This is a genomic window from Rosettibacter sp. KY25, assembly GCF_057554405.1.
The window spans coordinates 55,974-70,417 of record NZ_BAAJAO010000014.1; the positions used below are offsets into that span (position 1 = coordinate 55,974).

The window sequence follows — 14,444 nt, forward strand, 5'->3', positions numbered from 1 at the left end:
TACTCCTATAATTCTTCTATTTCCAACTCTTCAATGTCAAGTTCATTACCACATTTTATTTCAACATCGAGAGAATTACAATTCGGGCAATAAATTAAATCATCTTTAATTTCATTTTCCATAAAACAATCATTGCATTTAACAATAACTGGAACCATCTGTATTTTAAGTGCTGCATTTTTCAATGGTGTATTTTCTGACAACAATTCAAAACAAAAATTTAGTGAGTCTACAAAGACATTACTCATTTTGCCAATTTTAAGTTTTACAGCTTTAACGGTAATATTTTTATCAGTTGGAAGATATTGAGTAGATATATTAATTATTTCCTGAGCAATGCTCAGCTCATGCATTGTAATTGCATTTTTATTTTTTATCTTTAATAAGAACAAGTATCAATTCTTGTATTAATATATGAATTTTAAATCAAAGATAATATTGTATTATTTAGTAGATAGATAATTATAAACGACTAATTGTATCATTATAACATGGGGGGTAATTATGCACGAATCAATATTACTCCTTTCATTTTCTGCAGCATTAATTGGTTTTGTTCATACAGTATTAGGACCCGATCATTATCTTCCTTTTGTTGCTATTGCACATGCACGCAAATGGACAATACAAAAAACACTGTTAATAACTTCGTTATGCGGAATTTGTCATATTTTAAGTTCTGTTTTTCTTGGATTTATTGGAATAATGTTCGGCATTGCACTTAATCAACTTGAATTAGTTAATTCTGTAAGAGGAGAAATTGCTGCATGGTTGTTGATTAGTTTTGGTTTAATCTATTTTTTGTGGGGACTAAAAAAAGCATGGAGCAATAAAACTCATTTACATATCCATAATCAAATTCACGAGCACAATAATTTAACTGATGGAGATAATGAAGAGAAAAAGAATATCACTACATGGGTACTGTTCATCATTTTTATTTTTGGTCCATGTGAGAGTTTAATTCCTTTATTATTGTATCCCACAGTGCAAAAAAATATTTATGCAATTTTAATAATAACAATTATTTTTATGATTACTACGGTAGGAACAATGTTATTTGTTGTTGCTTCGATGTATTATGGAACTCAGTTTATCAAATTAAAAAGCTGGGAGAAATATTCTCATGCAATTGCCGGTTTAGTAATATTCATCAGCGGGATGGCTATAGAATTTTTAGGTTTATGAATCATCAGCAGAAAACTTTATAATCTGTTCTCCAAAATCTAAATACTGAAATAACATTCTTGCTAAAATATATTCCTCTTATCCTCACATTTAGTATTGTTACCTCTCTGAATTCTATCTCTAATCATTATCCACCATTTTTCAATTTTAGAAAATGATAAAAATTAACAATTAGCAAATAGAATGAACTTATTCAAAAAATTATATGTTACAACATTTGTAATAATTAGTAATAAATTAATTTTCATTAAACAAAAGGAGAACCAAAATGAAAAAGCTGTTATTTTTTATATTAATTGTAAGCCTTGGATCTTTACAGGCACAAACAAAATGGACTTTTGATAAAGCTCATTCAAAAGTTCAGTTTAAAGTTACTCATATGGTTATTTCAGAAGTAACTGGACAATTTAAAAGCTACGACGGCACAGTAGAAACATCCAAAGATGATTTTACAGATGCTAAAATTAATTTCACAATTGATGTTAACAGCATTAACACCGACAACGAACAAAGAGACAATCATCTTAAATCCGATGATTTCTTTAATGCGGAAAAATATCCAAAGATTACTTTTGTAAGTAAATCATTCAAAAAAGTCAGCGATAAGAAATATAAACTTGTTGGCGATTTAACCATCAGAAACATAACTAAGCAAGTAGAACTTGATGTAGTTTATAATGGAACTGTAAAAGACCCCTGGGGTAATACAAGAGCTGGATTCAAAGTTACAGGTCAAGTTAATCGCTTCGATTTCGGCTTAAAATGGAATGCATTGCTTGAATTAGGCGGTGCGGTAGTCGGTGAAACAGTTGATATAATTATTGATGTTGAAATAGTAAAATCATAATGAAACTTGAAGAAGAAATAAAACAAAAAAAGTTCAGGAATGAATTTCATAAGTTGGCTGTGAATATAATTTATACTCACAGCTGGCTTATGAATTATCATAAAAAAATATTTGATAAGTTTGATATAACAAGCAACCAATTCAACATACTAAGAATTTTGCGCGGACAATACCCCAAACCTGCAAGCATTAATCTGCTTAAAGAAAGAATGCTCGATAAAATGTCAGATGCTTCGCGGCTTGTTGATAGACTGCTGAAGAAAGGACTAGTCGAAAGAAAAATTTCAAGTGACGACAGAAGAAAAGTTGATGTCATAATTACAAAAAAAGGATTACATCTACTTTCTCAAATTGATGAATTAAATTCTGAATTTGACAGAGTGTTTAAGAATATTAATAAACAAGAAGCACAGATTCTTAATGATTTACTCGATAAGTTGAGAGGTTAAAAGCTTCTAAAATATTTGAACTAATTTGTGTAAAAGATAAAAATTATATTATCTGCTTTTATAATGCAGTAATCCCGAGACAATCTTAAAACTTTGTCCCATGTTTAAGTTTTACAATCAGCTTACAAATATTCTCACAGATTATATAAATGAAAAATTGCTCCTTAATTTATTTGAGCAATACCATTTTCTTCACATCTGAATAGTTCCCACAAGTAAGTTTATAAAAATAAACTCCGCTTTGAATTTTGTAGTCATCAGAAGAAAATTTAATATTATAATCGCCCGCAGTTTTATACTCATCTAGCAAAGTTGTTATTTCTCTTCCTAACACATCAAAAATTTTTAGTGTTACTTTTCCCGAAATAGGCAACCGAAATTTTATAAAAGTTGATGGATTAAACGGATTGGGATAATTTTGATAAAGAGTATACTCATTATTTCGATAGTCATTTTCTTCTTTAACAGATACATAATTTCCCGGTTCAATTAAAATATATTGAACAGAACGAGCTGGCGAACTAAATTTTATCTCACCTTCTGAATTAAAAGCAAAGGCTGGAATTTCTTCTAATACTTCAAGTGGTCCCCATGTTAAACCTTTCGGACCAACACCATTAACATAAACTTGCTGCGAAAAATCAGTACTACTACTTCCTCCTGTTAATGAATAAATGTAATATCTTTCTCCAAATTTATGATTGATTGGTTTGACTTCCGCAATTAAATCATTTTTAGATTTATTAATTACAATCAAACCTAAATGACCGGAACTAAATGTGCTTGCATAAGCAAGTAAGTCATTGCTTCCGCTAACAATAGTTTTTACTGAATGGTCACCAGTAAAATTTTTTAAATAATAGATGTAATAAAAGTCGGGTCTTGGATTCCATTTTGGTATTTGATTATTATTTCCTCTGTAAAACATTCCATCACTTTCCCAATTTGCAAGAAGCCAGCGGCAGGTCATTCCGTAATTTAATTTTATAAATTCATTAAATAAAATAACAGCCTGCATTCCATTAATAATTGATGTCTTGGCTAAATCGCCGCCTGATTGGTCCATGTTCCATTCAGTAATTGCAACTGGTTTTGGAAAAGCTTTTTTCTTTGAAATATCTTGATTAATAAAATCAATCATTTGTTTGGGGACAATGGAAGCAATATCAAGTAATGATTTTGCATTTGAATTTGTACCAAAGTAATTATGAACAACATAAAAATCTGCAGCATCACCAATTTCTTTAAAGACTCCTTCGTTCCATTTTCTATCTGCAACATTCCAACTGTTTGTTCCATCGTAGTGAAGAATTTGAGCACCAATATAAATTTCATTATCTCTTTCTGCAGCTGCTTTGCGCATTGAGTCAGCAAATATTTTAAAATGCTTTCCATATAGTTCGCCTGTTATAATTTCTGGTTGATTATCTTTATTAAGTGAAGGGTCAATTTTCCAGCCTGCTTCCCAAGGACCTGCATTTTCATTTCCGATTTCCCAGAATTTTGTTCTGCCATCATCATATCTAACCCACTCGGCTGCATAATGTGCAGCTTGATTTACAGGATTATCTCCTGTTCCATATCTTGCATATCCATAATTTACAGTAATCAATCCATCGGTTGCTGCTTCATCAAGAAGTTTATAATAATTATCAACTGTAGTTTGCCAGCTCCCTTTTCCTAATTGAGGATAAAGTTGAACCCACTTATTTTGATTTCCATCCCAAACTAAAGGAGGAATATTTTCTGCTTTGCCATCCCAGAAAAAAATATCTGACCAACTTCCCCCAGGATAACGAATCAAAGTTGGAGAAAGCATTTTTACTTGATTAATAAAAACTGGGTCATTTAAAGGTTCGTTTCCTATCCACGCTGCAAGTGCATTGCCAAAAATATACTTTGAAATTTTTCCAATTGTATCTGCAGCATTGATTTGAATTGTTACTGTAGGATTGCCATCAGGTTTAGAAGTTAATTCATTAGGAGGAACTTCTGCATACTTTAATTCAAAATTTTTAAGAAAGCAGTTTGTAGTTTGCTGTGCTTTAATTAAAAATGTAAAAAAGAAAAAAATCAAGAATAAATTTTTATTCATATCAATCCACTCCCATATAAAAGAAAATCTTATTTTGTTTCGATTTCTATTTCTGCAGGTAGCAAGTTTTCTGATTTTGCACTTAATTTTATTTTGCCTGCATTGTTATTTGATTGAATAACTACAAGACACAATCCATTAAATGCTTTTCTATAATTTGCTTTAAATGGTTCATGACTTGTTTGAGAACCGTTATCAACACCAACAATTTTTCCTTCGCCTGAAATTTCGAAGTTGACTAAATTATCTGCATATGGTACTAATGTTCCATCTTTATCAAGAATCTTTACTGTAACAAAAGATAAATCCTTTCCATCAGCTTTAATGATTTTACGGTCAGCTTCAAGTGATATTTTATATGGTTCATTTGCGGTTTTAATTTCTTTTACTAAAAATTCTTTCCCATTCTTTTTTCCAACAGCTTTAAGTATGCCGGGAACAAACTTTACACGCCACATTAAATGCAAATCATCTCCAATTTTTCTTTTTGCACCTAATGATTTTCCATTTAAAAACAATTCAACTTCATCACAATTTGTATAAGCCCACACATCAATAGTTTGACCTTCTTTCCAATTCCAATGAGGAAAAACATGAAGGACAGGTTTATCAGTCCATTCACTTTGATACATGTAATAAACATCTTTAGGAAATCCTGCGAGGTCAACAATTCCAAAATATGAACTTCTTGAGGGCCAAGAATATGGTGTCGGTTCACCAAGGTAATCAAAACCAGTCCATATAAACATGCCAGAAAGGAAATCATGTTTCTTTATGATTTTCCAAGTTTCTTCGTGAGTGGAACCCCATGGTGCACTGCAATTATCATAAGCCGAACAAGTATTATCTGGATTACCATCTTCAAGTGGTAAATCCCATCTCTTTGGCCATCTTCTTATGCTGTCCGACGGCATATCATAATGACCACGAGTTGCAAGTGCTGATGTAGTTTCTGTTGCAATAAATTTTTTACCTGGAAATGTTTTTGGAAAATCTTCAAATAAATGTTGATGATAGTTAAATCCAATTAAATCAAGAACGTTAGCTTTTATTAGTGGATTTTCTGGTTCAGGTCCATTACATGCTGCAGTAACTGGACGAGTTGAATCTAGGTTCTTTATAATTTTTGTTAATTCTTTTGTGATAACAATTCCAATGCTATCATCTCGAATCCATTGTTCCATTACTTCATTTCCAATACTCCAGATAATTACAGAAGGATGATTCCTATCGCGCAGAACCATATCCTCCAAATCTCTTTTATGCCATTTATCCCAATCCATTGCATAATCAAATTCAGTCTTTTTTGTTTTCCACATATCAAAAGCTTCGTCCATTACAATGAATCCCATTCTGTCACAAAGATTTAAAAGTTCAGGTGCTGGTGGATTGTGAGAAGTTCTGATTGCATTCACTCCCATCTCTTTTAGAATTTCGAGCTGTCGCTCCAGTGCTCTTTCATTAATTACTGCACCGAGACAACCTAAATCGTGATGATTGCAGACACCTTTAATTTTCACATGCTTTCCATTCAAGAAAAATCCTTTTTCTGAATTGAACTCAAAAGTTCTTATTCCAAAAATTGTTTCATAATCATCAACCAGAGTTCCTTGATGCTCAATTAGTGTTATTGCTTTATATAAATTTGGTTTTTCAATTGACCATAATTCTGGATTTTTAACTTCTGCTTTCTGATTTATAGTTGAAACAGAATCTGGCATCAATGTTTTTTGTGATTCAATTTCTGCAACTAATTTATTCTCTTTATCAAATATTTTTGTTTTTATTTTTACATCGATTTGTTCTTGTAGATTATTTCTGATTTTTACTTGAATTGATATTTCAGCCTGCTCATTTTTTACGATTGGTGTTGTGATGTAAGTGCCCCAGTGGTCAACAAAAATTTTATTTGTTTTTACCAGCCAAACATTTCTATAAATTCCTGAACCTGAATACCATCTTGAATTTGGCTGCAATGAATTATCTACTTTTACTGCTATAACATTCTTCTCGCCAAATTTAATGTATGGTGTAAGTTCATATCTAAATGAAATATATCCATATGGTCTTTTGCCTAAATAATTTCCATTAATCCAAACCTCACTATTTCGATAAACACCATCAAAGTCGATAAAAAATAATTTATCCTTATCATCATTTGAAACAAAAAAAGATTTTCTATACCAGCCAATTCCTCCTGGTAGAGCTCCACCACCTGGAGTTGCAGGATTATCCTTACTGAATTCGCCTTCAATACTCCAGTCGTGTGGCAAATTCAGAAGACGCCAATTATCATCATTTAATGATGGGTCATTTCCATTTGCAATATCCCCAAGATGAAATTTCCAATCATTACAAAAATTTTCAATGCTTCTTACTTTTAACGATTGAGCATTAATTGTAAATGTTATTACTAAAAGAACAAAAATATTTTTCAATTGGAAGAAAGTATTATTTTTCATATCAGCCTCTTATGAATACTTTATTTTTTAGTTCACTGCAAGAATGAATTTTAATCACCTTCATTGTAATAATTGAACTTTGCTTTGCCTCTTCTCTGCACCTTCTCTGAAGTCCATTAAACAGAGCTGTTCGTGAACGAAGAGATTATATTTATTTCATTTTAATTACTTTTTTATTTCCATCATAAATAATTTTTACATCGGGTTCTTTTTCGAAATTAATTCCTTCAGATTTTTCTTTGCTTATCCAAACAATTTCAAAAGTTCTTGTTCTTAACATTCCCGGAAATTTTCCTTTTCTTTTTTCGATTGTCAATGTTTTTTCTTTTTCGTTGTATTTAAAATCAATTGTAGAATAAAAACCTTTTTCATAATTGTAGTTTATATTTTCATCTTCATAAAGAGTGAAGGAAGCATCACAACCAGTGTAAACATATAATTTAATTGGATTGGCAGGTTTTTCATCTGAGTATTGAATTTCCGGACCAAATGGAATAATTGAACCTTCTTTTACAAAAATTGGAATATCTTCATAAGGAGCATCAGCAATAATTGTTTGACCTCCATCATAATATTTTCCAGTATGAAAATCATACCAGCCACAATTTTCGGGAAGATAAACTTTTCTTGAGCGTGCTTTGAATTCTGTAACTGGATTAATCAAGAGAGATGGACCAAACATAAATTGGTCGCCAATATTCAAAATATTTTTATCGTTGACAAAATCGAATATCAATGCACGCATAATTGTATAATCTTGATGAGTAACCATTCCAGTAAGAGAATAGATATAGGGCATTAATCTGTATCTTAGCTTATCATATTTCAACATTGATTGAAAAGCAGGATGATTTTCTGGTGCAATGTTAAACATTTCACGATAAGGATATTGACCATGAACTCTGAAGATTGGACAAAAAGCACCGAACTGAAACCATCTTGTATTTAATTCACGCCATTCCTCAAGGTCTTTTTCATCTGGTTTTTCGAATCTTGGTTCAACAGCAAATCCGCCAATATCTGTAGTCCAATATGGAATGCCAGAAAGAGAAAAATTAAGTCCTGCTGGAATTTGATTTTTAAGGTCGAACCATCTTGCAGCAACATCACCGCTCCATGTTGCAGCAGAATATCTTTGTTGACCAGCAAATGCCGAGCGTGTTAAAATAAATACTCGTTGATTTGGTTTTGTTTTTCTCTGTCCTTCGTAAACTGCTTTTGAATTCATCAATGAATAAGTATTCAAATATCTTGCAGAAGTTCCCAGAGCTGTAGGACCAATTCTTAATCTCCATTCATCAAAAGAAAGATTTGATTGAAGGTCGGGTTCAGTTGAATCGAGCCACCATGCATCAAATCCAAGCGAGAAAAGTTTTTCATTTATCTGTTTCCAGTAAAGTTTACGAGCATCACTGCTGTAAGGGTCGTAAAAGGTTGATATATATCCAGGGCCAACCCAATCTTTTTGACCAACTTCAACATTGCGCATGTAAAGCCATCCATTTTTTCTGAATTCTTCATAATGTTTTGTTCCAATATAGAACTTGGGCCAAACAGATATCATAATTCTTACATGATATTTTTCATGAAGATCTTTAACCATTTTTGCCGGGTCAGGATAACGTTCTTTATCAAATTCATGACTTCCCCATTGGTTTTCTTTCCAGTAGAACCAATCCTGAACAATATTATCAATCGGAATTTTTCTTTCACGAAATTCTTTTACAATTGAAATCAATTCATCTTGAGTTTTGTATCTTTCGCGACATTGCCATAATCCCATTGCCCATTTAGGCATCATTGGTGTTTTGCCAGTTAATGTTCTATATCCATGAATAACTTCATCGAGATTTTTACCATAAATGAAATAATAATCAATCTGGTCTCCAACTTCTGAATAAAGTGAAAGTAGTTTATTGTAATCAACATCAGAAGGTGTCAAAGCTTTTAATCCAATATAACCACCTGAATGAATCCACTCGATTTTGATTTTATGTCGCTCACCTTCTTTCATGTTTATTCTTTGAAAATGAGTCCATGGAAGCCAATTTTGCCGCCATGAATCAACAACAAGTGAATCATCAATCCACATTTTTGTATAACCAGAGCAATATAATCTTAACTTGTTAATTCCTTCTTTAATACATTCAATTTCGCCAGACCATCTAACTGATTTTACATGCTCATTAAAGCCCTGAGGGAATGGGTCGTTTTTGTCAAGAAATTCATGTTCAATTTTTGATTCTGTTTGAGAATAAAATAGGTTTTGAAAATTTTCTTCTGTAAAATATTCAGCAGTTAATCCTCCTTGATTTCCATTTTTATCATAAAGTTTAAAAACTTCAGGAAGAGATTGATAATCTCTTATGTCGCCAAATTTTGTTCGTGAATAATTATCCCACAATATTCCATAATTTTTACTTGAGAGAAGAAATGGTATTACATCAACAATATTGTACTGCCAAAGGTCAACATCATGACCTTTATAATTCATTATTCCATTTTGATGAGCACCTAAACCATAGAAAGCTTCGTTTTCTGGTGAATCAAAAATTTGTTGAATATGATAAGTTTGTTCTCCCATTACTTCTGCTGGTGAAATAATTTTGCTATCGTTTGCACTTTCATTTAAAATTAATTTTCCATCTTTACTATAAAAAGAAATTTTGCCGTCATCAGATTTTACTTTTACAATTAATTTTGATGTAACAATTTCAATAAATCCATTTTTTTCTTCTGCAGTCCAACTGGCAGGTTTCCATTTTCTTTTTTCGATTATTAAACTTTCCCGATTTGAAAATGAATTTTTTGGAGAAGCAACAACATGAATTATATTATCATCAACAATATGAATTTTTAACAATTGAGCATCATGTTCTTTTACTTTTTTTAGATGAAGCAATATTGCGTCTTTTTGTTTTTCGAAAGCATAAATGTTAGATAAAAATAAAATTAACAGCAGCCAGTAAAATTTTATTTTCACAATTTCTCTCCTTTTTGTATTTCAAAAAAATTTAATTTCCAAAATAAGGAGCACCTTTCGAGCCCATATCAACACGATAGACTGTCCATTCCTGGCCAGCAGCTGCATCGCCAATAATCATATAAAGATAATTTTCATTTCCCCAATAAAAATATTTACAATATGGAGGAAGTATTCCTTTATAAAAATAATCGATTTGATTTAAAGATGAATCATAAATTAAAATTGGATTAACAGAATCTGTAGCTATAAACATTTTTCCTTCTAAAGAAAATGTTATACTCTTAATTGTGCGAGAAGCAAATTCTGAAAAGCTGCTTAAATCAAGAAATAATTCTCTTGTGCCTAAAATTCCTGGAGAAATTATTGGATGGCGCCATATTTTAGCTACATCTTGAGTTCCAGCTTTGCGCGATACAACATAAACATAATTGTTGAAAACACGAACTGCAAGAATTTCATCTGAAGAATAAAGACCAGCATAACTTAATGATAAATCTGGTGCAATAATTACAAGGTCGCTTCTTGTTCCTCCAGTATAAAAATATCCATTTGCATCAAAGTCGCCAAATTTAACAACACGACCAGAAGGAAGTCTAATCCATTCTTTAGTTACTCCAGTAGTTAAATCAACCATATCAATTGAACGATTATTTCCTAACAGATAAAGTTTTGCATTAGGTCCTACTCTTGCATCAGTTGAAGTTCGTGTTACAGTTCCAATTACAGATTTACCTCCATCAGGAGTAACTTTAACAATATTTCTTGAAGATGTTTCAACCACATAAAGATTTTCACTTTTATCAACTGCAAGAACACTTAATTGTAAGTTCTCGAGGAAAGAACCATAACGTTCAACTACTTTATCAATTTTATAAGGACCATATTTTGCAACTACAAGAGCTTGATTTGGAACAACTTTTATGTAACATGATTGAGAGACCAGATTAGGTCTTCTTACAACAATTTTGGATTGAGAAGATGAAATAATATCTGCAATCAGATTATCAAAATATACAGTAGTGCCGTTTACATCTAAATTTTCTCCTTCAATTGAAATTGTATTAACGCCTGCTGATGCTTGTGGTGGATTGACAGAAATAATTTTAGGAATTGGTGCACCTTGAAATTCTTTGTCCCACATAGGTTCGGCAACTTCATATTTGCAGCCTGTAATAAACTTCACTGCAAGCATTAATAAAATTAGCAAGAATAATTTTTGAAAAATTTTCATGATTAAATTCTCCTTCAAAATTTTTTATAAATATTTCATACGAATCAAAATGAAAATCTTGCAGTAAATCTTTGAACCTTATCAAATACTCCAAAAGGTGTATATGCATAATCAAATGTGAAACCATATTTTGAAACACCAAAACCAAAAGTAAAACCGCTTTCAAAATTGTTGGACATATAACCGCCTCTCAAAGAGAACATGTTAAAAATTTTATAATCGATTCCAATTTTAACTTGTTCAGGATGGTCGCGATGATGGCAAGCATCAATACTTAAATAAAGAGACTGATTATAAGGGAGTTCATTTATAAAATCTAATAAATTCATTGATATGCCAAGAGAAAAAACTAAAGGAGCCTGAAAACCTTCTTTAGCATATTTAACTTCGCTTGAAAAATTTCTTACTGACATACCAAATACAAGGCTCTTGAAACCAGTTTTGTATTGTGTCCCAAAATCAAAAACCAGAGGAGATAATTTATTGGAAACTTTTTGTTGAGTTGTATCGACTCCAGTATTAAAAACTGGGATAATACTTTCACCTAAATTCTGATGAACCCAGCGAATTTGTCCACCGACACTAAATTTATCACTTAATTGTTTAGCATAACCAATTCCAACAGCAATTGCGCTCAATTTAAAAATTCCAACATCATCATAACCAAGTGGAGATGCTTTATTTACTCTTGTTCCATAAAATTCACCGTAATCAACACTTTGAATACTGAATCCAATAACACCATAGTTTCCATTGAATGGATTAATTGCAAGACTAAAGGTGTAATGATTAATATCTGCAATCCATTTATTTGAGCTTGCAGTGACATCAATAAAACTATTCATATCAGACATTCCTGCAGGATTAAAAAATAATGAACTTGAACCGAACTTAAGGCTTGTCATAGCTTCTGCCATAGCAGCAGCATGAGCATCTGAAACAACGCTTAAAAATTGAAAGCCGCTTTGTGCTAATTTCTGTTTTTCCTGTGCAAATTCTGAATGATAGAAAAAACATAATATTAATAAAATTTTTATTGAGGATTTCATTTATAATCTCCTTATCTGATTACTACAAATTTTCGGAAAACAGAACGACCATCTGGAGTTTCGACATAAAGGATATAAATTCCACTTGAAATAATTTGACCATATTTTGTTAATGAATCCCAAAGTTCATCACCAGAACCGTTAGTATGGTCTTTTTCCCAGATTAAATCACCGCGTTCAGTAAATATTTTCAACTTGCAAACAGGGGGTAAACCATAAAATGCAATGCGGTCATACTGAGATTGGACTCCAAACTGATATATTCTTGCTCTTATATCATAAGGATTTGGAACAACTCTAACAGAGTCGAGAGTAGTTGTAACTGGTGGACGTTGCAATGTTGCTGATCTTGTTGTTATTGTCCAGAAAGGACTGCTGTATAAAGGTTTGCCAGGTTCAATATCGTTTTGAGTTCCATCATCTTTTGTTTGAATAAAGTAATAATAATCAAATCCTCTTTTTGCAGTTTTATCATCAAAGCTGTGTACCACATTAGATTTATCGCATTCAAAAATTTTTTCGTATGTAGTTCTATAATCGAGTACTCTGCCTTCAGCTCGATAAATTACATAACCATTAAAATGAGGCCATGATGTAGCATTGTCTGACCATTCAAGTTTTATTCTATCGCCGCCAGAAGTAACTGTAAAAGTTTTTGGCGGTGGTGGAGGTTGAGGAATATTCAAATTATTATTGAAATTCTTCAGGGCACTTCTAAATACTTTTAGAATAGAATCTTTCCCTGTGTAGACCCACAATTTTTTATAAAGATTATGATTTTGAGTTTGTGAACCATCAGGTAAAATTAATGGAGGTTTTGAAGGAGAATTATTTCTCCATTGCAGCCAGTTATTTCCTACAATTCTTGCCATCTCCCACGATAAACCTGTAACTGCTTCAGCAAAAACAATTCTAATACTGTCACCATATTCAAGTGTATAAGGTCCAAAACCTTGACCTTGACTTGTTCCTCCTCCGGTTTGTCTTCTTGGGTCTGTGTAATTTATTGGATAATCATTTCCAACTACTTCATCATGCTGCCGTGGTGCATGTCCTTCGCTCATAATATCATATCGGTCGCCCATAAAAACTTCATCATATTGACTAACATTTGCCTGCATTGCAGTTATATCTGAACCGATAAACCATGTTGTTTTTGGTTGAAAAATGTCATCATTTTTATCTTTTGCACTAATATCTGCATGAAGAGTTACACATCCTGCAAATTTAGCTGAGCCCAATACTCCATCTTCTGATTCATTTGGACAGCCCCAATCTTCATCATAAGAAACGGGTCTATCCCTGTTTGGTCCATACCAAGAATAAAATCCCCTCATGTTATATGTTGGTGAATTTGGGTCTGTAAATTCAGGTGAATTAGGATTAAAACCAAAAGCATGATTAATTGTGCTATTGCCCCATGTTGAAGAAAATGCGCCCCAAGTTGAACCATAGCCCGATGATGTTACTCCAGCAAAAGCATATCTATAAACAAAGTAAAACCACACATCTTTCAAAGTTTGTTTATAAACATCTCCTGCACGATTATAAATTCCAGTATTCTTAAAGATATATTCATGAATTATATAATCATCATGATTCGGTTGTGAAAATGCATAGACTTTTTTTGTAACTGAAATTCCAATTGAAGTATTAAATTTCACAATTACCATTCTATCGGCTGGAAGATTTTCATCAAGACTATCGAGATTATCATAATTATCAAGCACACTTGCTTTTTGGTCATCTACAATAACAACTGGATGTAAATTTCTTCCAACAAGTTTAATTTCTTTCTCAAAAATTTGATTAACGCGGTCGCTTGCATCTCGTGGACCGGAACCTATAACTTTTACTCCTTTTAATTTCTTTTCAACAGGGTCATAAAAATTTTTGCATCCAATCCATAAACCTCTCATTCTGCAAGTATTCTGGTCAATTCCATACAAAGCTGGCCAGGACAAATAATTTGTGTTTCCTTGTGGAAATTCATTTTCGAATTCAGCACCAATTTCGTTAATTGGTGTTTGAAGCTGACCTATTCTTAACCATCTGATATCCTGTGCTGATAATTTTGTAATACCAATTAAAAGAAAAATTATCAGTAAAAAATTTTTATACTTTTTCATGAAGACCT

Annotated in this window: 10 protein-coding genes; 3 read left to right on the forward strand and 7 right to left on the reverse strand. The window is 32.0% G+C overall.

Annotated elements, in window-relative coordinates:
- Nucleotides 1-5 precede the first annotated feature (5 nt).
- Nucleotides 6-353: a hydrogenase maturation nickel metallochaperone HypA gene (gene hypA / locus AC27L2_RS09630; protein WP_487211555.1), complete on the reverse strand. Its 348-nt coding sequence runs from the start codon at nucleotides 351-353 to the stop codon at nucleotides 6-8.
- Between the two features lie 151 nt (nucleotides 354-504).
- Here hypA and AC27L2_RS09635 point away from each other — a divergent pair, with 151 nt between their 5' ends.
- The 3 genes from AC27L2_RS09635 (at nucleotide 505) to AC27L2_RS09645 (ending at nucleotide 2,484) form a co-directional block, all read left to right on the forward strand.
- Complete coding sequence (locus AC27L2_RS09635) at nucleotides 505-1,188, forward strand: sulfite exporter TauE/SafE family protein (protein WP_487211556.1); 684 nt, start codon at nucleotides 505-507, stop codon at nucleotides 1,186-1,188.
- Between the two features lie 268 nt (nucleotides 1,189-1,456).
- A complete protein-coding gene (locus AC27L2_RS09640) occupies nucleotides 1,457-2,035 on the forward strand; it encodes a YceI family protein (protein WP_487211557.1) in 579 nt (192 codons plus the stop codon).
- Nucleotides 2,035-2,484: a MarR family winged helix-turn-helix transcriptional regulator gene (locus AC27L2_RS09645; RefSeq protein WP_487211558.1), complete on the forward strand. Its 450-nt coding sequence runs from the start codon at nucleotides 2,035-2,037 to the stop codon at nucleotides 2,482-2,484. Before AC27L2_RS09640 ends, AC27L2_RS09645 begins: the two co-directional genes overlap by 1 nt.
- Before the next feature lie 169 nt (nucleotides 2,485-2,653).
- Here AC27L2_RS09645 and AC27L2_RS09650 read toward each other — a convergent pair whose 3' ends face one another.
- The 6 genes from AC27L2_RS09650 to AC27L2_RS09675 form a co-directional block, all read right to left on the reverse strand.
- Complete coding sequence (locus AC27L2_RS09650) at nucleotides 2,654-4,579, reverse strand: T9SS type A sorting domain-containing protein (RefSeq protein WP_487211559.1); 1,926 nt, start codon at nucleotides 4,577-4,579, stop codon at nucleotides 2,654-2,656.
- A 29-nt stretch (nucleotides 4,580-4,608) separates the two neighbouring features.
- Nucleotides 4,609-7,041 (reverse strand): beta-galactosidase GalB, encoded by a 2,433-nt coding sequence (galB, locus tag AC27L2_RS09655; RefSeq protein ID WP_487211560.1) that lies wholly within the window; start codon nucleotides 7,039-7,041, stop codon nucleotides 4,609-4,611.
- A gap of 151 nt (nucleotides 7,042-7,192) precedes the next feature.
- Nucleotides 7,193-10,024 carry a TIM-barrel domain-containing protein gene (locus AC27L2_RS09660; protein ID WP_487211561.1) on the reverse strand — a complete coding sequence of 944 codons (2,832 nt, stop codon included), beginning with the start codon at nucleotides 10,022-10,024 and terminating at the stop codon, nucleotides 7,193-7,195.
- A gap of 31 nt (nucleotides 10,025-10,055) precedes the next feature.
- Nucleotides 10,056-11,258, reverse strand: coding sequence for an IPT/TIG domain-containing protein (locus AC27L2_RS09665; protein ID WP_487211562.1), 1,203 nt, complete (start codon nucleotides 11,256-11,258; stop codon nucleotides 10,056-10,058).
- Between the two features lie 44 nt (nucleotides 11,259-11,302).
- Entirely contained in the window at nucleotides 11,303-12,307 is a 1,005-nt protein-coding gene (locus tag AC27L2_RS09670) for a PorV/PorQ family protein (protein WP_487211563.1), read from the reverse strand.
- A gap of 11 nt (nucleotides 12,308-12,318) precedes the next feature.
- Nucleotides 12,319-14,436, reverse strand: a complete 2,118-nt coding sequence (locus AC27L2_RS09675) for a hypothetical protein (protein WP_487211564.1) — start codon at nucleotides 14,434-14,436, stop codon at nucleotides 12,319-12,321.
- Between the last annotated feature and the right edge of the window lie 8 nt (nucleotides 14,437-14,444).

Bases quoted from the DNA above. Each gene is read 5' to 3' on its own strand.
- AC27L2_RS09675 (WP_487211564.1), bottom strand. From the start codon at position 14,436: ATGAAAAAGTATAAAAATTTTTTACTGATAATTTTTCTTTTAATTGGT.
- galB (WP_487211560.1), bottom strand. From the start codon at position 7,041: ATGAAAAATAATACTTTCTTCCAATTGAAAAATATTTTTGTTCTTTTA.
- AC27L2_RS09665 (WP_487211562.1), bottom strand. From the start codon at position 11,258: ATGAAAATTTTTCAAAAATTATTCTTGCTAATTTTATTAATGCTTGCA.
- AC27L2_RS09635 (WP_487211556.1), top strand. From the start codon at position 505: ATGCACGAATCAATATTACTCCTTTCATTTTCTGCAGCATTAATTGGT.
- AC27L2_RS09640 (WP_487211557.1), top strand. From the start codon at position 1,457: ATGAAAAAGCTGTTATTTTTTATATTAATTGTAAGCCTTGGATCTTTA.
- AC27L2_RS09670 (WP_487211563.1), bottom strand. From the start codon at position 12,307: ATGAAATCCTCAATAAAAATTTTATTAATATTATGTTTTTTCTATCAT.
- AC27L2_RS09650 (WP_487211559.1), bottom strand. From the start codon at position 4,579: ATGAATAAAAATTTATTCTTGATTTTTTTCTTTTTTACATTTTTAATT.
- hypA (WP_487211555.1), bottom strand. From the start codon at position 353: ATGCATGAGCTGAGCATTGCTCAGGAAATAATTAATATATCTACTCAA.
- AC27L2_RS09645 (WP_487211558.1), top strand. From the start codon at position 2,035: ATGAAACTTGAAGAAGAAATAAAACAAAAAAAGTTCAGGAATGAATTT.